Raw genomic sequence first — 19,013 nt, forward strand, 5'->3', positions numbered from 1 at the left:
CCGACCCGAAATGTTCCACCAGCCCGCCCGGCAATCATGAATAAGACGGGCTAGGACCAAATTCGCACGCGAGGCCACCCGGTCATCTGCTCGCTCTCTGTTTCATGACCGGCACATGCTTCTATGTCTATCGCGATAAGATCCCATCCAGCTTTCCGCTTTTCGTTGCGAGCGTTGTGCTGTCACTCCTGTTCTTTCAGGGTGCGGGGAAAAACTATCTGGCGATCATCCCAATCACCTATGTCACGGTTTATTTGGGAACGCTTCATCCGCCCAAGTTTGGCTTCATGAAAAGAGTCGACTTGTCGTACGGCATTTATCTCTATGGTTGCGTCGTCCAGCAGACCCTGGTGTCGTTGTTTCCCGAGGCTCGCGTCTGGTGGATCAACTGGATCATTTCAACGATCCTCGCATCGCTCTGCGCTTTCATGTCCTGGCATCTGATCGAAGGGCCAATCTTGGGGCACAAGAAGCAGATCATTGCGCGGCTGCTCGGATGGAACAAAGCCAAGCCTTCGAGCGTGCGCGGCCCGATTTAGACTTGGTGTTATTGCCGCATCGGCCGTTCTCCGCCACAGAGAGCTATGGGTCTCTCGCAAAATGACCGTGTCGGACAGCACGGGATAGTGTGTGCGGTGGCGATCCCAGCAGGATTCGAACCTGCAACCCACGGAGTAGAAATCCGTTACTCTATCCAGTTGAGCTATGGGACCGTCCGGGCGGTGGCCGCGCGAGGCTCCGCCTTATAAACCGTTCTTTCCTAGCACGGCCAATATGAAAAATCCGCTTTCCCGCCAAGAGGGTCGAACCGATTTCCTCAAGCTTGCGACAAAGCCACGGCGGGCCATAACCTTGAGTGCCTGCCTCTGACACATGCCTGCCCGCCGGCGCTGCGCCGGTCAGGGCGGGAGCGATCGTTTGGACTGCCTGACCCATGCATGCGACCTTTTCGCAAGCCTTCGCGTTACTGCCATCAGTCCGTCACCTTTTCGCGCCTTTTTTGGTCGTTACGCGGCTGATGTCCGCGGCAAGGAGCCCATCATGATCGGTTTGGTTCGCGCCACCGTGATTTGCGCCACGCTGGCGCTTGGCCTGACGGCGGCAGCGGCCGCGGACAAGGCGTTCAAGCGCGACGAACTGGCCGATTCGGCCGTCAAGCTGGCGGCCCAGATCAAGAGCGAGGCGGGGCCGGTGGCAAAATCCTCCGCGACGCTGAAGAACGACGCCGATGCCGCCTTCCGGCGTTCCGATTTCCGCACGGGCCTGCAGGTCCTCGGCCAGATCGCCGCCACCACGCCGGAAGACAGCGCCAACTGGCTCAAGCTCGCCAAGACGATCTTCCAGATCCGTGCCGCCAGTTCCAGCGAACAGACTTTCCTGTACGAGCGCGCGGCGACCGCCGCCTACATCGCCTATCAGCGCGCCGGCAACCAGGCCGAGGAGGCCGACGCGCTCGCCGTGCTGGGTCGCGCGATGTCCGAGCGCAAGCTATGGCGACCGGCGCTGGATGCTTTGCGGATGTCGCTCGACATGCGCGAAGTCGCTGAAGTACGCGGCCAGTACGAGAAGATGCGCGATCAGCACGGCTTCCGCCTGCTCGATTACAGCGTCGATTCCGACGGCGCTTCGCCGCGCGCCTGCTTCCAGTTCTCCGAAGAACTGGCCAAACGGGTCGATTTCGCGCCGTTCGTGGCGCAGGCCGGCACCGACAAGCCGGCGCTGACCAGCGAGGGCAAGCAGCTCTGCGTCGACGGGCTGAAGCATGGCGAGCGCTACAACATCAACCTGCGCGCCGGCCTGCCGTCCACGGTGAAGGAGACACTGCCGAAATCGGCCGAATTCAATATCTATGTCCGCGACCGCAAGCCGTTCGTGCGCTTCACCGGCCGCGCCTATGTGCTGCCGCGTACCGGCCAGCGCGGCATTCCGCTGGTCAGCGTCAATACGCCGGCGGTGAATGTCAACGTGTTCCGGATCGGCGACCGCAACCTGATCAACACGGTGGTGGACAGCGACTTCCAGAAGACGCTCTCCAGCTACCAGCTTTCCGATCTCGGCAACGAGCGCGGCGTCAAGGTCTGGTCCGGCGAGCTCGCCACCGCCTCGACGCTGAACCAGGACGTGGTGACGGCATTCCCGGTCGACCAGGCGCTCGGCGACCTGCAGCCCGGTGTCTACGTGATGACGGCGACGGCCAAGGGGCCCGGCAGCGGCGGCGACGATGACGGCTCGCTGGCGACGCAATGGTTCATCGTCTCCGACATGGGCCTGACGGCGTTTTCCGGCAATGACGGCATCCACGTCTTCGTCAATTCGCTGGCCTCGACCGAAGCCGTATCAAAGGCCGAGGTGCGGCTGGTTGCGCGCAACAACGAGATCCTCGCCACCCGCAAGACCGACGATGCCGGCCACGTGCTGTTCGAGGCCGGGCTGGCGCGCGGCGAGGGCGGCCTGTCGCCGGCGCTTTTGACGGTCATGAGCGAGAAGGCCGACTACGCCTTCCTCAGCCTGAAGACCAACGCCTTCGACCTCACGGACCGCGGCGTCTCGGGGCGGGTGGTGCCTGCGGGCGCCGACGCCTTCGTCTATGCCGAGCGCGGCGTCTACCGTTCCAACGAGACGGTCTATCTGACCGCGCTGCTGCGCGACGGGCAGGGCAATGCGATGGCCGGCGGGCCGCTGACGCTGGTGATCGAGCGGCCGGACGGCGTCGAATTCCGCCGCGCCGTGCTGCCCGACCAGGGCGCCGGCGGCCGCTCGATGGCCGTGGCGCTGAATTCGGCGGTGCCGACCGGGACCTGGCGGGTGCGCGCCTTCACCGATCCGAAGGGCTCGTCGGTCGGCGAGACCACCTTCATGGTCGAGGACTACATCCCTGAAAGGATCGAGTTCGATATCTCGGCCAAGGACAAGATGATCAAGGCCGAGGGGCCGGTCGAGCTCAAGGTCGCCGGCAAGTTCCTCTATGGCGCGCCGGCGTCGGGCCTGCAGCTCGAAGGCGACATGCTGGTGGCCCCGGCGGCCTCGGGCCGGCCGGGCTATCCCGGCTACCAGTTCGGCGTCGCCGACGAGGAGACCGCCTCCAACGAGCGCACCCCGATCGAAAACCTGCCGGAAGCCGACGCCAATGGCGTTGCGACCTTCCCGGTCTCGCTGGCCAAGGCGCCGACCTCCACCCGCCCGCAGGAAGCGCAGATCTTCATCCGCATGGTGGAGACCGGCGGCCGCGCGGTCGAGCGCAAGCTGGTGCTGCCGGTGGCGCCGGCGGCGGCGCTGATCGGCATCAAGCCCCTGTTCGGCGACAAGAGCGTCGCCGAGGGCGACAAGGCCGAGTTCGACGTCATCTTCGTCAGCCCGGAGGGCAAGCAACTGGCGCGGGATGGCCTGCGCTACGAACTCCTGAAGATGGAGTCGCGCTATCAGTGGTACCGCCAGAACTCGTCCTGGGAATATGAGCCGGTCAAATCGACCAGGCGTGTCGCCGACGGCGAGCTGGCGCTGACCGCTGACAAGGCGGCCCGTGTGTCGGTGTCGCCGGAGCCCGGCCGCTATCGCCTCGACGTCAAATCATCAGATGCCGATGGCCCGATCACCTCGGTGCAGTTCGACGTCGGCTGGTACTCCGACGGCAGCGCCGACACGCCTGACCTGCTGGAGACCTCGATCGACAAGCCGGAATATGCTTCCGGCGACACCATGGTGGTGTCGGTCAACGCGCGGACCGCCGGCAAGCTGACCGTCAACGTGCTCGGCGACCGCCTGCTGACGACGCAGACCATCGACGTCAAGGAAGGCACCCAGCAGGTCAGGCTTGCCGTCGGCAAGGACTGGGGCACCGGCGCCTATGTGCTGGCGACGCTGCGCCGTCCGCTGGATGCTGCGGCGCTGCGGATGCCCGGCCGGGCGATCGGCCTGAAATGGTTCGGCATCGACAAGAAGACCCGCACGCTGCAGGTCGCGCTGTCGCCACAGCCCCTGGTGCGGCCCGGCACCAGCCTGAAGATCCCGGTCAAGCTCGGCGGGCTCAACCCCGGCGAGGACGCCAAGATCGTGGTTGCTGCGGTCGATGTCGGCATTCTCAACCTGACGAACTACAAGCCGCCGGCGCCGGACGATTACTATCTCGGCCAGCGCCGCCTCACCGCCGAAATCCGCGACCTCTACGGCCAGTTGATCGACGGCATGCAGGGCACCCGCGGCCAGATCCGCACCGGCGGTGACTCTGCCGGCGCCGAGCTGCAGGGCTCGCCGCCCACGCAAAAGCCGCTGGCGCTCTATTCCGGCATCGTCACGGTCGGCGCCGACGGCACTGCCGAAATCAGCTTCGACATTCCGGAGTTCGCCGGCACCGCGCGCGTCATGGCGGTGGCGTGGACCGCGACCAGGCTCGGCCGCGCCACGATCGACGTCACCGTGCGCGATCCCGTGGTGCTGACGGCAACGCTGCCGCGCTTCCTGCTCAACGGCGACAAGGGCACGATGAGTTTCGATCTCGACAATGTCGAAGGCGCGCCCGGTGACTACAGCATCAGCGTGAAGACCTCGGGTCCGGTGAAGGTGACGGGCAATCCGACCACCACGGTGAAGCTCGCCGCGAAGCAGCGGACCTCGATGTCGCTGGCGCTCGATGCCGGCGGCGCCGGCACCGCCAATCTCGACGTCGACATCAAGGGCCCGAACGGGCTGACGCTGGCGCGGCATTACGCGCTTGACGTCAAGGCGGCGACGCAGGTGCTGGCGCGGCGTTCGATCCGGACATTGGCGAAGGGCGAGAGCCTGACGCTGAGCCCGGACATGTTCTCCGACCTCGTCGCGGGTACCGGCAGCGTGTCGCTCTCGATCGGCCTCTCGACCGCGCTGGATGCGGCGACCATTCTCAAGGCGCTGGATCGCTATCCGCACGGCTGCTCCGAGCAGATCGCCAGCCGGGCGATGCCGCTGCTCTATGTCAACGACCTCGCGGCCGGCGCGCATCTGGCGATGGATACCGCCGTCGACCAGCGCATCAGGGACGCTATCGAACGCCTGCTGGCGCGGCAGGGCTCGAACGGCTCGTTCGGCCTGTGGTCGGCCGGCGGCGAAGACGCCTGGCTCGACGCCTACGTGACCGACTTCCTGACCCGGGCCCGCGAGAAGGGCTTTGCGGTGCCGGACGTGCTGTTCAAGAACGCGCTCGACCGCATCAGGAACTCGGTGGTCAACGCCAACGAGCCGGAAAAGGACGGTGGCCGCGATCTGGCCTACGGCCTCTACGTACTCGCCCGCAACGGCGCGGCGCCGATCGGCGACCTCCGCTATCTCGCCGATACCAAGCTGAATAATTTGGCGACGCCGATTGCGAAGTCGCAGCTTGCGGCGGCGCTGGCGCTGGTCGGAGACCGGACACGGGCAGAGCGGGTCTATTCGGCGGCGGTGGAAGCGCTGGCGCCAAAGCCCGTGTTCGAGTTCGGCCGTACCGATTACGGCTCGCAGCTGCGCGATGCGGCGGCGCTGGTCTCGCTTGCCAGCGAAGGCAATGCCCCGCGCGCGACGTTGACGCAGGCGGTCGCGCGGGTCGAAGCGGCGCGGGGACTGACGCCTTACACTTCGACGCAGGAGAATGCGTGGATGGTGCTGGCCGCGCGGGCGCTGTCGAAGGAGACGTTGTCGCTCGACATCGACGGTTCGTCGGTGAAGGCCGCGGTCTATCGCAGCTACAAGGCCGAGGCGGTGGCCGGCAAGCCGGTCAAGATCACCAACACCGGCGACGCGCCGGTGCAGGCGGTGGTCTCGGTCTCGGGCTCCCCCGTTACCCCAGAGCCCGCGGCGTCCAACGGCTTCAAGATCGAGCGCAACTATTTCACGCTCGACGGCAAGCCGGCCGACGTCAGCAAGGCCAGGCAGAACGATCGTTTCGCGGTGGTGTTGAAGATCACCGAGGCCAAGCCGGAATACGGGCACATCATGGTGTCGGACTATCTGCCGGCCGGCCTCGAGATCGACAACCCGCGCCTGGTGTCGTCGGGTGACTCGGGCACGCTCGACTGGATCGAGGACGGCGAGGAGCCTGAGAATACCGAGTTCCGCGACGACCGCTTCACGGCGGCGATCGATCGGGCCAGCGACGACCAGTCGGTGTTCACGGTGGCCTATATCGTGCGCGCGGTCTCGCCCGGCAAATACGTTCTGCCGCAAGCCTATGTCGAGGACATGTACAACCCCTCGCGCTACGGCCGCACCGGCACCGGCTCGGTTGAGGTGCGTGCGGCGAAATGAGCGAGAAGGGCAACCATACCGGCCATGGCGGCGGCGGTGCTATTGGTCGGCGCCGCTTTTTCCGCGCCGCCGTTGCATTGGCCTTCATCCTCATCGTGATGACCACCGCCTTCGGCGGCTGGGTGTTCTCGCTCGGGCCGCTGCCGCTGGAGCAGGCGCGAAATGTCTCCGCCACCGTCGTCGACCGCAACGGCAAGCTCTTGCGCGCCTACGCGATGGCCGACGGCCGGTGGCGGCTGCCGGTCGATGCGAAGACGTCGGTCGATCCGACCTATCTCAAGCTGCTGCTGGCCTACGAGGACCGCCGCTTCTGGTCGCACGGCGGCGTCGATCCGCTGGCGCTCGGGCGCGCGGCGCTGCAGTTCACCACCAGCGGCCATATCGTTTCCGGCGGCTCGACCATCACAATGCAATTGGCGCGGCTGCTGGAGCCGCGGCGCGAGCGCTCGGTCTCTGCAAAGTTGCGCCAGATGGTGCGCGCGGTTCAGATCGAGCGGCAACTGAGCAAGGACGAAATCCTCGATCTCTATCTGGCGCTGGCGCCGTTCGGCGGCAATCTCGAGGGCATCCGCGCCGCTTCCCTTGGCTATTTCGGCAAGGAGCCGAAGCGGCTTTCGCTCGCGGAAGCAGCACTTCTGGTCGCGCTGCCGCAATCGCCGGAGCGCCGCCGGCTCGACCGTCATCCGGAAGCAGCGCACGCCGCGCGCGACCGCGTGCTGGCGCGCATGGTCGAGGATGGCGTCGTGTCGAAGGAGGACGCGAGCCAGGCCAAGGCTGTGGCGGTGCCGCGGGTTCGCAAGCCGATGCCGATCCTGGCGCCGCATTCCTCCGATGCGGCGATGGCGACGGTGAAGGACACGCCGCTGATCAGGCTGACGCTGGATTCGAGCTTGCAGAAAACGCTGGAGGCGCTGGCGCGCGACCGTGCGCTGGCGCAGGGGCCGGACATTTCGGTCGCGATCATCGCGGTCGACAATGAGAGCGGCGACGTGCTGGCCCGCGTCGGCTCGTCAGACTATTTCGACGAACGCCGTGCCGGACAGGTCGACATGACTCGCGCGGTACGCTCGCCGGGGTCGACACTGAAACCGTTCATCTACGGTCTCGCCTTCGAGGACGGCTTCGTCCATCCGGAAAGCCTGATCGACGACCGTCCGATCCGGTTCGGCTCCTACGCGCCTGAAAATTTCGACATGACGTTCCAGGGCACGGTGCCGGTGCGCAAGGCGCTGCAGCTCTCGCTGAACGTGCCGGCGATTGCCTTGCTCGACCGCGTCGGCGCGAGCCGGCTGTCGTCGCGGCTGAAGCAGGCCGGCGGCAACCTCGTGCTGCCGAAGGACGAGGCGCCCGGCCTTGCGATGGGCCTGGGTGGCGTCGGCATCACCCTGCAGGATCTGGCGCAACTCTATGCCGGGCTGGCGCGGCTCGGCGCGGCCAAACCGCTGCGCGAGATCCTGCTCGCCAACGACGATCGCGAGCCGCTGCGGCTGATGGACCAGGTCGCCGCCTGGCAGGTCGGCAATGTGCTGCTTGGTACGCCGCCGCCGGAAAACGGCGTGCACAACAAAATCGCGTTCAAGACCGGCACCAGCTACGGCTATCGCGACGCGTGGTCGGTCGGTTTCGACGGCCGCATTACCATCGGCGTGTGGGTCGGCCGTCCCGACGGCGCGCCGGTACCGGGCCTCGTCGGCCGCACCGCCGCCGCGCCGATCCTGTTCGATGCCTTTGCGCGCACCGGCAAGATTCCGGCGGCGCTGCCGCGGGCGCCGAAGGGCGCGCTGATGGCCAGCAACGCCAAACTGCCGCTGCCGCTGCGCCGCTTCCGCCCGGTCGGGGAACTGATCCGCACCGGCAGCGATCAGATGCCGCGCATCCAGTTTCCGCTCAACGGCTCGCGCATCGACATCGACCGTTCGGCGGGCGGGCAGGGCGCGCCGATGCCCATCAAGGTCGCCGGCGGCGTGCTGCCGCTGACCGTCATGCTGAACGGGACCTCGGTCGGCGAGATCGACAGCCGCCGCCAGCGCCTGGTCGATCCGCCGGGACCGGGCTTTGCCCGGCTGACGGTGATCGACGCGACCGGGGCGGCCGATACCGTGGTGATCCGGGTACAGTGAGGAAAAACCCCCTGTTGCCCACGACTTAGGGATTTTGCGGTGTTGTTTGCAGTGCGGTTTCAGCGTATGCGAGCAGCATGGTCGAAACCTTGCGCCAGCCACGCTTCGGAGCGGGCCAACAGCCTGTAAAACCTGCGCATTCCGGGCGCAGGGTCGCGGCCGTGTTCGACTTTGCGACCGCGAACCACTTCCGCGCGGTCGTATTCCTGGTGCTCTGCGGGCTGGTGCTGTTCCTGCCCGGTTTCTTCAACATTCCGGCGATCGACCGCGACGAGGCACGCTTCGCGCAGGCGACCAAGCAGATGGTGGAGAGCGGCGATTTCGTCGATATCCGCTTCCAGGACGATGTCCGCTACAAGAAGCCGGTCGGGATTTATTGGCTGCAGGCGGCCGTCGTCGAAACGGCGTCATCGCTCGGCCTGCCGCGCGCGCAGCTGCGCATCTGGCTCTACCGTATCCCCTCATTGATCGGTGCGATCGGCGCGGTTCTCCTGACCTACTGGGCGGCGCTGGCCTTCGTCACGCGGCAGGCGGCGGCGCTGGCGGCGCTAATGATGTGCGCATCCGTCCTGCTCGGCGTCGAGGCGCGGCTCGCCAAGACCGACGCAATGCTGCTGCTGACCGTCGTCGCCGCGATGGGGGCGATGGCGCGGGTCTATCTCGCCTGGCAGCGGGGCGAGGACACGGAGCGTCCGTCTTGGACGGCGCCTGCGATCTTCTGGACGGCGCTGGCCGGCGGCATCCTGCTCAAGGGTCCGCTGATCCTGATGTTCGTCGGACTGACGATCGTGGCGCTCGCGATCCTCGACCGCTCGGCGGCATGGCTGTGGCGGCTGCGCCCGCTATGGGGCCTGATGTGGACGCTGGTGCTGGTGCTGCCATGGTTCGTGGCGATCTTCTGGCGCGCCGGCGAGGCGTTCTTCTCCAATTCGCTCGGCGGCGACATGCTGAGCAAGATCGGCGCGCAGGAATCCCATGGCGCGCCGCCCGGCCTTTATCTCCTGCTGTTCTGGATCACCTTCTGGCCGGGCGCGGCGCTGGCCGGGATGGCGGCGCCGGCGGTGTGGCGCGCGCGGCGTGAGCCCGGTGCGCAGTACCTCCTGGCGTGGCTGGTCCCGTCATGGATCGTGTTCGAGGCTGTTTTGACCAAGCTGCCGCATTACGTGCTGCCGCTCTATCCGGCGATTGCGATCCTCACCGCCGGCGCGCTCGAGCGCCGCGTGCTGTCGCGGTCCTGGCTGATGCGCGGCGCGGCATGGTGGTTTGTCGTACCCGCGGGCGCCGCCGTGATTGCGGTGGCGGGCGCGATCAAGCTGACGCATTACCCGGCATTCCCGGCGTGGCCGTTCCTGGCAGCGTCCATGATCTTTGGCCTGATCGCCTGGTGGATGTTCGAGGACCGCCGCGCCGAGCGCTCGCTGCTCAATGCCGTGGTCGCCGCGATGTTTCTCGCTATCGGAATCTACGGCATCGTGATGCCGTCGCTGACCGCGATGTTTCCCAGCGCCGAGATCGCGCGCGCGCTGCGCAACGTGGTCTGCGTCGGGCCGAAGGCGGCCGCGGCCGGCTTCCACGAACCGAGCCTCGTCTTCATGGCCGGCACCGGCACGCTGCTGACAGATGGATCGGGCGCGGCCGATTTCCTGGGGCAGGGCAGTTGCCGCTTCGCGCTGATCGAGTCGCGCACCGAACGCGCCTTCGTGCAGCGCGCCGAGGCGATTGGGCTGCGCTACAACGTGGCGAAACGGATCGAGGGCTACAACATCTCGCAGGGCAGGGCGATCTCGATCGCGATCTTCCGCTCGGAGGGAACGGAATAGGATGGGTGCGAAGCCCGTTGTCGCCGACTCCCGGAACTATGTCGCGCGCCTGGCGACGCTGAGCTGGCTGTCGCTGGCGCAGCTCGTGCGCCCGCCGTCGCATTCGCGGCGGGCCGAGGCCGCGCGCCGGGCGGCCCGGCACGTATTGTGGCTGACGACGGGTCTAAGCGCTGCGATCATCGTGCTGATGTATGCGATCGATGCCTGGGAAATCAACCAGATGCCGAAACGCGGCACGCCCTCGCTGTGGTGGGTTCGCATCCTCACCGATTTCGGCAAGGACGAATATGTACTGTCCGCGCTCGGCGTCCTGTTGATTGTGCTCGCGCTCGCAGCACCGGCCTTGCGCGGCATCCAGCGATCGCTGCTGCTTGGCCTCGGGACGCGGCTGCAATTCCTCTTCCTGGCCGTCGCCGTTTCCAACCTGGTGACCGAGGTGCTGAAATATTGTGTCGGCCGTGGCCGGCCGTTTGTCGGCGGCGAGGCCAATGCCTTCCACTTCTCGCATTTTGCGGGAAGTCCGGCCTACTACAGTTTCCCGTCCGGACATGCCACGACCGCCTTTGCGCTCGCTTTCGCGGTGTCTTCGGTCTGGCCGGGGACCCGGTTCGCGATGGCTGTCTATGCCGTGGTCATCGTGGCGACCCGTCTTGTGCTGCTCGCCCATCATCCAAGCGACGTGGTCGCCGGCGCGCTGATCGGCATCATCGGCGCGATGTTCGTGCGCTACTGGTTCGCAGCCCGCCGGCTGGGGTTTGCAATCCAGCAAGACGGCAGCATTGTGCCCCTCGTCGGCCCCTCCTCGGGGCGCCTCAAAAGGGTTGCCCGCGGCGCTTTCGCCCCATAAAAGCGGACGCCGCCCAGACGGCCCGATAGGCCCGGTTCCGAGCCCTTCCAAACCAACCAGACGAGTGCCGATTTGACTTCTGCCGACAGAGATGCGGTCGCCGTTTCCATCGTTGTGCCGGTGCGTAACGAGGCGGAAAATGTCGCCCCGCTGATTGCGGAGATCGTCGGCGCGCTCGACGGCCGCTGGAACTACGAGATCATCTACGTCAATGACGGCTCGACGGACGCGACCGCCGATCGACTGGCCGACCTGATGAAGCAGCACAGCCGGCTCCGGCAGCTGAAACATGCCGCCTCGTCCGGGCAGTCGGCGGCGGTGCGCAGCGGCGTGCGCGCGGCGCGCGGCGCCATCGTCGCGACGCTCGACGGCGACGGCCAGAACAATCCGGTGTTCCTGGCCGATCTGATCGCCGCGGTGGAAAAGGGCGAAGGCCGCGTCGGCCTCGCGGCGGGCCAGCGGGTCGGGCGCAAGGATACCGGCTTCAAGAAGCTGCAGTCGAAGATCGCCAATGGCGTGCGCAAGGCGATCCTGAAAGACGGCACCCGCGACACCGGATGCGGGCTGAAGGCGTTTCCCCGTGAGGCCTTCCTGTCGATGCCGTATTTCGACGGGCTGCATCGTTTCCTGCCGGCGCTGATGCGCCGAGAAGGCTTTGAGATAGCCTATGTCGACGTGATCGACCGTCCGCGCCATTCGGGCGTGTCCAACTACGGCTTCTTCGACCGGCTGTGGATCGGGATCATGGATCTCGCCGGCGTGTGGTGGCTGATCCGCCGCAAGAAGCCGACCCCCGTTGCGACCGAGGTTTCCTGATGCTGATTCAATACGGGCAGGCGCTCGGCGACTACCTCTACGACGTCTTCGTCGCCAAATTCGATTTCTGGCTGGCGTTCGGGCTGATCGCGCAATTGTTCTTCACCGCGCGCTTCCTGGTGCAGTGGATCACCAGCGAACGCGTCGGACAGAGCGTGGTGCCGATGGCGTTCTGGTTCTTCTCGATGGGCGGCGGGGTGATGACGCTGATCTACGGCGTCGCCAAGCGCGAGCCGGTGATCATCCTCGGCCAGTCGCTGGCCACCATCATCTACATCAGAAACATCATGCTGATCGTGAAGAACCGCGGCAGCGGCTCGAAGACGCTGGACCGCTGATCAGGGATGTCCCGGCACCGGCGTCGGCAACGCCGGCAGTTCGGTCTCTGCCCGCCGATAGGCGGCGAGCTCGCCCGCGGCGTCCAGCACCGGATAGGCTACCGAGCAGATGTGCGAGTGGATGCGCCGGAGATCGCGCAGCACGTCGAGATGCAGCGAGGTGGTCTCGATGGTTTCGGGCCGGCCTTCGCGCAGGCGATCGAGGTGCCGCTCGGTGGCGGCGATCTCGGCGCTGCGCAATGCGGTCTTTTCGGCCAGGAGCTTGCGCGCCTCGTTGGCGTCGCCGGACATGAAGATGCCGAACGCGATCCGCAGCGAGTCCATCGTGCGCTTGTGGAATGCCGACAGTTCCTCGGCGCCCTCGGGCGAGAACTGGAACCGGCGCTTGATCTTCTTGGTGGCAAGCTCGCTCAGATTCTTGTCGATGATGTCGCCGATATGCTCGAGGTTGATCGCGAAGGAGACGATCTCCATGGCACGCTGGCCCTCGCGCTCGTCGAGACTGCCGCGCGTCAGCTTCGTGACATAGAGCTTGATCGCCTCGTCGAGATTGTCGACGCGGTTGTCCATCTGCGAGACCTCGTCGACCAGCGCCCGGTCGTTGGTCATCATCGCCGCCATCACCTTGCGTAGCATGATCTCGACGTGATCGCCCATGTGCAGCGTCTCGCGGGCGGCATCGGCCAGCGCAAGCGAGGGCGTCTCCAGTGCGCTCTCGTCGAGATAGCGCGGCCCCAGCGCATCCGCCTCTTTGACGCGCTCGGGCAGCAACTTCTTCAGCAGCCGCGCCATGCCGTCGAGCAGGCCGATGAAGACCAGTGCGGTCACGACGTTGAAGGCGATGTGGAACAGGGCGGTCGCCTTGGCGGCATCCGGCTGCCAGGCGGTCAGGAGGTCCGCGATCGGTTGCAGGAACGGCGTCACCACCAGGATGCCGGCCAGGCGGTTGAGGAGGTTACCGAGCGGCAGGCGATAGCTGGCGGGGTTATCGCGGCGCGCGCCCTCGACTAGCGGATTGATGGCGCTGCCGAGATTGGCGCCGAGCACGAGCGCCAACGCCGCATAGGGCGTGATGAAATGCGCATAGGCCAGCGACATCACCAGCAGCACGCTGGCGACGCTTGAATGCACCAGCCAGGTCACGATCGCGGCGAACAGGATGCAGAGCACGGGATCGCCGGTCATTGCATTCATGAACACGCGTACGCCAGGTGCGTTCTCCGCCGGCGCCAGCGTGTTGAGCAGGATATGCAGCGCCAGCAGCATCAGCCCGAGCCCGATAAAGACGCGGCCGATGTCCTTGATGCGCGAGCGGGGACCCGCTCGGAAAGAGACAAGGCCGATGATGAACAGCACCGGCGCGACCGCCGAGATGTTGAAGGACAGGATCTGCACGATCAGCGTGGTGCCGACATTGGCGCCGAGCATGATGGCAAGCGCCGGAACCAGGCTGACGAGTCCTTCCGAGGTAAACGAACTCGTGATCAGCGCGGTGGCGGTGCTGCTCTGGAGCAGCGCGGTCAGGCCAAGCCCGGCGCCGAAGGCGCTGAAGCGGTTGCTCAGGGCCCTGGCCAGCAGCAGGCGGAGGTCCGCCCCGAACGCGCGCAATATTCCGCTGTGGACCATGTGCAGGCCCCATAGCAGCAGTGCGACGCCGCCCATAAGGTCGAGAAGAACCAGACTTCCCATGCGCATCCACCAATTCGAGTCGAGGGGTCAGGCTATCGCCTAACGAGGGTGGATCAACCCTTTAATTTGCCGAAAATTGCCTGCGCGGAGTGCATTTGAGGCGGGTCCGCCGCGTTTGACGCTTGGTAGGCCGCCACGTTTGGTAAACGGAATTGGAATCCATCAGTTGCATTGCGAGCGGTCGCGCTAGGCCAATTCCAACGAATGTTCGGTAAAGCTGATCCACCTTCGAGTGAATCCCATCGAGCAGGGACAGGGACCGACATGTTGGCAGCGAACCGCCGCACAAGCATAAGACGTGCGTGCAGAAACTTTGCGAAAATACAGTTTGCGAGCGGATTGCCGCGCGACTGCATGATTACGGATATGTCGGATGGCGGCGTGAAGATCATCGCCGAATATCCCGAGATCCCGCCGGAGTTCACGGTGATCTTCACCGAGGGACGGCCGCGTCAGTGCCGCCTGGCATGGCGGATCGGCTGCGAACTCGGCGCGCAATTCCTCGATTAGCTGCCTTGCGCCGGCAATCCCGGGCAGGTTGCGCGCGGTAAAGGTCGCCTATTACCGTGAAATCGGGACGGTTTAACCTGAATTTAGGGTTAAGCTGGGAACACTGCTGGACAGCTACCGCCGTGAGTCCCGCTACATGTTCCAGCAGTTGTCCCATCCGTCCCGCAACTTGCGGTTTCTCGCGTGCGCGTCCGTCTTGATGCTGGCGCTGGGGCTGGGCAGCTGCACGAGCTCGGGACTATCAGATATCACCGGCTCGATCGACGAAAAGGCCGAGGTCAGCCGCACCAGCGATCCGCGCCGCGACGTTGAAGCCTACCAGGAACGCTATCGCAGCGACCCGAAGGACGCCGAGGCTGCGCTGAAATACGGCAAGGCGCTGCGCGCGAGCGGGCAGCGGGCGCAAGCCGTCGCGGTGCTCGAACAGGCCTCCATCGCCCATCCCGGCAACAGGCTCCTGCTGGCCGCCTATGGCCGCGCGCTGGCCGATAACGGCAATTTCCAGCAGGCCTTCGACGTGCTCGGCCGCGCCCACACTCCCGACGATCCCGACTGGCGGCTGCTCTCGGCGCAGGGTGCGACGCTCGACCAGCTCGGCCGCTACGAGGAGGCGCGGCAATATTACGGAAGCGCGCTGAAGATCGTGCCCGGCCAGCCGTCGGTGCTGTCCAATCTCGGGCTGTCCTACGTGCTCTCGAAGGAGCTGCCGAAGGCCGAGGAGACGCTGCGCCGCGCCTACAGCCGTGGCGGGAGCGACCCGCGCGTCCGCGCCAATCTGGCGCTGGTGGTCGGCTTGCAGGGCAACCTTGCCGAGGCCGAAAAGATCGCCAGGGCCGACCTGCCGCCGGCCGAGGCGGCGGCCAACGTGGCGCAATTGAAGCGGATGCTGGCGCGGAAGGACAGGGAGAACGCCCGGGCCGACGCCGACAAGATGCCGATCGCCGCGGCCGGGCGTTCCGACTAGGGCGTAGAGTCACGAGCGCGTCTCGCGTCGGTGCCTGGGCGCTTTATTCGCAGCATGAACAAGCGAGGGCTCGGCCGGGCGCCAGCGTGGCTGATGCCCGGCAGATTTGTCGCTTCAAGCCCTGCGGCGGGCCGTCGCGCCCTGCAGCTTCCTGAGGATCGGGGTCAGGAACGAGGTGCGCGACCGCTTGGTCACGGCGTGTCCCGTCATCCGCTGCGCGATCTGCAGGAACATCTGCGTTGCACGGTGCCTGGCCGAAACCTGCGCGAGCATCTGGCCGTTATTGGCGGCCATGCCGAACATCTTCGAATCGAACGGAATCGCCGCGATCGGCTGGCTCTCGATCGCCTTGGCGAATTCCCGCACGGAGATCTCGGGGCGCTTGTGCATGCCGACCTGGTTGAGGCAGTACAGCGGCGGACGGTCGTTGGGCCGCGCCGCCTTCAGCACGTTCAGCATGTTCTTGGCGTTACGCATATTGGCGAGATCGGGCTCGGCGACGATCAGGATGTCGTCCGCGCCGACCAGCGTGCGCTTGGTCCATGCCGACCATTGATGGGGAACGTCGAGCACGATGCAGGGCGTCGTCATCCGCATCGTATCGAAGATCGCATCGAACGCGTCGGCGCCGAAATCGTAGACCTGGTCCAGCGTCGCCGGCGCCGCCAGCAGGTTGAGGCGGTCGGAGCACTTCGCCAGCAGGCGCTCCATGAACGCGGAGTCCGGGCGCTCCTGCTGAAAGACGGCGTTGGCGATGCCCTGAACCGGATCCTGGTTGTAGTCGAGGCCGGCGGTGCCGAAGGCGAGATCGAGATCGATCACGACCGAGTCGAGCGCGAGGTCGCGCGCGATCGCCCAGGCGACGTTGTGGGCGACGGTGGAGGCGCCGACGCCGCCCTTGGCGCCGACGACGGCGACGATGCGGCCGACGGCCACTTCTTCCGATGCGGCGTAGAGGCCGCAGATCGCGCGCACCACGTCGATCGGTTCGACCGGCGCGGTGATGTAGTCGCTGACGCCGCGCCGCACCAGCTCGCGATAGGGCGTGACGTCGTTGGCGTTGCCGATCACGACGACGCGGGTGCCCGCGTCGCAGACGGTTGCGAGTTCATCGAGCCCCGCGAGAATATCCGTGCCGGGTTCGCTCTCGATCAGAATGACGTTCGGCGTAGGCGCCTTGTGATAGGTGTCGATGGCCGCGACAATGCCGCCCATGTGAACGGTGAGGTGAGCCTTGCCGAGACGGCGGTCTTCGCTCGCCGCCCGCACGGCGGTTGCGACCGCGACGCCGCCGCAGAAGGCCTGCACCGAGACGCGCGGCGCCGGCGAGATGTATTCCTCGGGCTGGGCCGGCGTGTCGTCCACTTGATCGTCGGAGTTTTGAAAGACGCGGCTGATCATTTGCCTGTATCGCTCAGTTTGGCCTTGTCGGCTTCGGGATAGGTTGTCGTGGTCGGGGTGCCCTTGCGGTATTTCTCAAAGGCGACGCTGCGTCGCGCCGTATAGACCGGGCTTTCGCTGCGCGGTTGTTCGAGATCGGCGGGATTGTCGATCATCGCCGCAAGGTTGCGCTGGGTGGCGCAGCCGAAATTGTGGTAGGAGCGGTTTTCGTTGTAGGCGACGTTGTCGATGTTCGGCCCGAGATCTTGCGGCCACAGTCCGCACGGCCCGGCAACCGCCGAGATCTTCGGATAGCTCAGCCGGATCGTCGGCAGCGTGCGCGGATCGTCGGGGTGGTAATGGCGCAGCGAGATGGCGCGCGACGGCACGCCGCCGGCCATCAGCACCGAGCGGATCTCCTGGTATGAGGCCGCCGCCGCGCGCGCGTTCGCGGTGTCGATCGGGACTTCGGCGATGATGGCGCCGGTCCCTTCGCGCATCCAGATGTTCGCGAGGCCCATGACGTCGGTGCGCTGCGGTCCGGAGAGGCCGCCGCGGCTGCGGCCGACGAACACGACGATCGAGCGGTCGGCTTCGGTGACGGCGATCGGATGACGCTGGCGGTAGTCATCCGGCACGCTTGCCGTGGTCACGACTTCCGCGGACTGCCACGTGCAGGCGCCGAGTGCCGCCGACAGGCCGAGCAGGGCGCCAACTAGCCCCGCGGCCTTGATGCGATGGAGCGGTGTTGCTGATGTCATCGTTCTGTCCTCGTCCCCACGCGGTGAACAGTGCTGCGTTTCAATCAATGATGAAGCCGAAATTGCCCTGGGCGCCGGCGACGGGATCGACGTGGGCGGCGACGCCATAGATGCGGTTGATGCGGCCGAGCAGTGCGGACTGGGAATCGGATGCCGGCGCAAATCCGTCATCGGGCCGCGACAATTCCTTCTGCGCGACCGCGCGCACGATATAAGGCGTCACCAGCACCACCAGTTCGGTCTGGTTGTTGACGAAGTCCTGGCTGCGGAACAACTGGCCGAAAATCGGTATCTGGTCGAGGCCGGGCATGCCGTTGATCGCCTGCTTGCTCTGCTCCTGGATCAGGCCGGCCATCGCCATCGAGCCACCGGAGGGAATTTCCAGCGTCGTCTCGGCGCGGCGGGTCTTGATCGAGGGGATGGTCGTTCCACCCGCGCCGCCGGTCAGCGAGTTCTCGGTCGAGACTTCCGAAACTTCCGTCATCACCCGCAGGCTGATCCGTCCCTCGGACAGCACGACCGGCGTGAAGTTGAGCGAGATGCCGAACTTCTTGAAGCTGACGGTCTGGACGCACTGGCCGATGGCGCCGGCCGTCGTCGTTTGGCAGGTCACGCCGGTCGGGATCGGAAATTCGCCGCCCGAGATGAACGTCGCGGACTCGCCTGATATCGCCGTCAGATTGGGTTCGGCAAGCGTCTTGACGACACCGGCGGTTTCCATCGCGCGAAGCGTCGCCTTGACCGACGGCGCGGAGCCGAATTGCCCGATCAGGGCGTTGCCGGGGACGAGGGGGGCGCTGTTGGCGGTGAACGGATTGTTGTTGTTGAAGACCACCGACGTGTTGCCAACATTCAGGCTGGCGCTGAGATCGATGCCCATCTGCTTGATGACATCGCGTCGGACTTCTGCGACCGTGACTTTCAGCATCACCTGGTCGCGGCCCCGAACGACGATGGAGTTGACGACCTTGTCGGTTCCGCCGACCAGTCGTGCGGCGATCTCACCGGCCTGCTGGGCCTCGACCGGGCTCGATACCGAGCCGGTCAGCAGCACGCTGTCGCCGACGCCCTCGATCTGGATTCCGGGCATCGCCTGCTTCAGCGCGACGCGTACGCCGTTGAGGTCGCGCTTGACCGCGATGTCGTAGGAAGCGATCTGCTGGCCGTCACCGTCGAAGAACACCACATTGGTCTGACCGACCGCACCGCCGATGATATAGGCGCGCTGCGGGGAGCGAATGACGGCGTTGGCGATCTTCGGATCGGCAACCAGCACGTCCTTCACGTCGCGGGGCAGGTCGACGACCATCGACTTGCCGATGCCGAGCGACAGGAAGCGCATCTTGGCCGAACCGATGGCCGACGTCGTCACCGGATCCTTGTCGGACTCGGCGGCGACAACCGGCAATAGCGGGCCGAATGCCAGCGCAGCGACGGCCGACAACAAGAGGGTGCGCCCCACCGCGCTCCGCGTTGCCGGCTTGATTTCCCCAGACTTCATTTCCTATGTCCT

General features: G+C 65.9%; 13 protein-coding genes and 1 tRNA gene. 9 read left to right on the forward strand and 5 right to left on the reverse strand.

The window, feature by feature from the left end; genetic code table 11:
- The first annotated feature begins 104 nt into the window (after positions 1-104).
- The gene (locus V7E26_RS04550; protein WP_324413934.1) at positions 105-539 is read left to right on the forward strand and encodes a hypothetical protein; all 435 of its coding nucleotides are present in this window, start codon (positions 105-107) and stop codon (positions 537-539) included.
- Positions 540-636: 97 nt separating this feature from the next.
- Here the strand turns inward: V7E26_RS04550 and V7E26_RS04555 are convergent.
- Positions 637-713 (reverse strand) — tRNA-Arg (locus V7E26_RS04555).
- A 328-nt stretch (positions 714-1,041) separates the two neighbouring features.
- Here V7E26_RS04555 and V7E26_RS04560 point away from each other — a divergent pair.
- The 6 genes from V7E26_RS04560 to V7E26_RS04585 all read left to right on the forward strand — a co-directional run bounded on the left by V7E26_RS04560 (position 1,042) and on the right by V7E26_RS04585 (position 12,196).
- The gene (locus V7E26_RS04560) at positions 1,042-6,255 is read left to right on the forward strand and encodes an alpha-2-macroglobulin family protein (protein ID WP_324413936.1); all 5,214 of its coding nucleotides are present in this window, start codon (positions 1,042-1,044) and stop codon (positions 6,253-6,255) included.
- Positions 6,252-8,375, forward strand: a complete 2,124-nt coding sequence (pbpC, locus tag V7E26_RS04565) for a penicillin-binding protein 1C (RefSeq protein WP_442893354.1) — start codon at positions 6,252-6,254, stop codon at positions 8,373-8,375. Before V7E26_RS04560 ends, pbpC begins: the two co-directional genes overlap by 4 nt.
- A gap of 77 nt (positions 8,376-8,452) precedes the next feature.
- Positions 8,453-10,195, forward strand: coding sequence for an ArnT family glycosyltransferase (locus V7E26_RS04570; RefSeq protein WP_324413938.1), 1,743 nt, complete (start codon positions 8,453-8,455; stop codon positions 10,193-10,195).
- Between the two features lies 1 nt (position 10,196).
- Positions 10,197-11,042 carry a phosphatase PAP2 family protein gene (locus tag V7E26_RS04575; RefSeq protein WP_324413940.1) on the forward strand — a complete coding sequence of 282 codons (846 nt, stop codon included), beginning with the start codon at positions 10,197-10,199 and terminating at the stop codon, positions 11,040-11,042.
- 72 nt (positions 11,043-11,114) lie between these two features.
- Positions 11,115-11,858 carry a glycosyltransferase family 2 protein gene (locus V7E26_RS04580; protein WP_324413941.1) on the forward strand — a complete coding sequence of 248 codons (744 nt, stop codon included), beginning with the start codon at positions 11,115-11,117 and terminating at the stop codon, positions 11,856-11,858.
- Positions 11,858-12,196, forward strand: coding sequence for a lipid-A-disaccharide synthase N-terminal domain-containing protein (locus V7E26_RS04585; protein WP_324413943.1), 339 nt, complete (start codon positions 11,858-11,860; stop codon positions 12,194-12,196). Before V7E26_RS04580 ends, V7E26_RS04585 begins: the two co-directional genes overlap by 1 nt.
- Here the strand turns inward: V7E26_RS04585 and V7E26_RS04590 are convergent, their stop codons facing one another.
- Positions 12,197-13,885 carry a Na/Pi cotransporter family protein gene (locus tag V7E26_RS04590; protein WP_324413945.1) on the reverse strand — a complete coding sequence of 563 codons (1,689 nt, stop codon included), beginning with the start codon at positions 13,883-13,885 and terminating at the stop codon, positions 12,197-12,199.
- Positions 13,886-14,149: 264 nt separating this feature from the next.
- Between V7E26_RS04590 and V7E26_RS04595 the strand changes: the two genes are divergently transcribed.
- Both V7E26_RS04595 and V7E26_RS04600 read left to right on the forward strand, forming a co-directional pair.
- Positions 14,150-14,395: a PilZ domain-containing protein gene (locus tag V7E26_RS04595; protein WP_324413947.1), complete on the forward strand. Its 246-nt coding sequence runs from the start codon at positions 14,150-14,152 to the stop codon at positions 14,393-14,395.
- 136 nt (positions 14,396-14,531) lie between these two features.
- The gene (locus tag V7E26_RS04600) at positions 14,532-15,359 is read left to right on the forward strand and encodes a tetratricopeptide repeat protein (RefSeq protein ID WP_324413949.1); all 828 of its coding nucleotides are present in this window, start codon (positions 14,532-14,534) and stop codon (positions 15,357-15,359) included.
- Positions 15,360-15,473: 114 nt separating this feature from the next.
- On the opposite strand, the gene V7E26_RS04605 is transcribed toward V7E26_RS04600, so the two are convergent.
- From V7E26_RS04605 to V7E26_RS04615, 3 genes are read right to left on the reverse strand one after another with little or no spacing between them, the layout of a single operon-like run.
- The gene (locus V7E26_RS04605; protein WP_324413952.1) at positions 15,474-16,760 is read right to left on the reverse strand and encodes an AAA family ATPase; all 1,287 of its coding nucleotides are present in this window, start codon (positions 16,758-16,760) and stop codon (positions 15,474-15,476) included.
- Positions 16,757-17,500: a CpaD family pilus assembly protein gene (locus V7E26_RS04610; RefSeq protein ID WP_324413955.1), complete on the reverse strand. Its 744-nt coding sequence runs from the start codon at positions 17,498-17,500 to the stop codon at positions 16,757-16,759. The genes V7E26_RS04605 and V7E26_RS04610 overlap by 4 nt, the downstream gene beginning before the upstream one ends.
- Before the next feature lie 40 nt (positions 17,501-17,540).
- Positions 17,541-19,001, reverse strand: coding sequence for a type II and III secretion system protein family protein (locus V7E26_RS04615; protein ID WP_324413957.1), 1,461 nt, complete (start codon positions 18,999-19,001; stop codon positions 17,541-17,543).
- Positions 19,002-19,013 lie beyond the last annotated feature (12 nt).

Origin of the sequence: Bradyrhizobium sp., from assembly GCF_036735945.1 — a bacterium.
In the GTDB taxonomy this organism is placed as follows: domain Bacteria; phylum Pseudomonadota; class Alphaproteobacteria; order Rhizobiales; family Xanthobacteraceae; genus Bradyrhizobium.

Bases quoted from the DNA above. Each gene is read 5' to 3' on its own strand.
- V7E26_RS04615 (WP_324413957.1), bottom strand. From the start codon at position 19,001: ATGAAGTCTGGGGAAATCAAGCCGGCAACGCGGAGCGCGGTGGGGCGC.
- V7E26_RS04590 (WP_324413945.1), bottom strand. From the start codon at position 13,885: ATGGGAAGTCTGGTTCTTCTCGACCTTATGGGCGGCGTCGCACTGCTG.
- V7E26_RS04585 (WP_324413943.1), top strand. From the start codon at position 11,858: ATGCTGATTCAATACGGGCAGGCGCTCGGCGACTACCTCTACGACGTC.
- V7E26_RS04595 (WP_324413947.1), top strand. From the start codon at position 14,150: ATGTTGGCAGCGAACCGCCGCACAAGCATAAGACGTGCGTGCAGAAAC.
- V7E26_RS04605 (WP_324413952.1), bottom strand. From the start codon at position 16,760: ATGATCAGCCGCGTCTTTCAAAACTCCGACGATCAAGTGGACGACACG.
- V7E26_RS04560 (WP_324413936.1), top strand. From the start codon at position 1,042: ATGATCGGTTTGGTTCGCGCCACCGTGATTTGCGCCACGCTGGCGCTT.
- V7E26_RS04600 (WP_324413949.1), top strand. From the start codon at position 14,532: ATGTTCCAGCAGTTGTCCCATCCGTCCCGCAACTTGCGGTTTCTCGCG.
- V7E26_RS04610 (WP_324413955.1), bottom strand. From the start codon at position 17,500: ATGACATCAGCAACACCGCTCCATCGCATCAAGGCCGCGGGGCTAGTT.
- V7E26_RS04575 (WP_324413940.1), top strand. From the start codon at position 10,197: ATGGGTGCGAAGCCCGTTGTCGCCGACTCCCGGAACTATGTCGCGCGC.
- V7E26_RS04570 (WP_324413938.1), top strand. From the start codon at position 8,453: ATGGTCGAAACCTTGCGCCAGCCACGCTTCGGAGCGGGCCAACAGCCT.
- pbpC (WP_442893354.1), top strand. From the start codon at position 6,252: ATGAGCGAGAAGGGCAACCATACCGGCCATGGCGGCGGCGGTGCTATT.
- V7E26_RS04550 (WP_324413934.1), top strand. From the start codon at position 105: ATGACCGGCACATGCTTCTATGTCTATCGCGATAAGATCCCATCCAGC.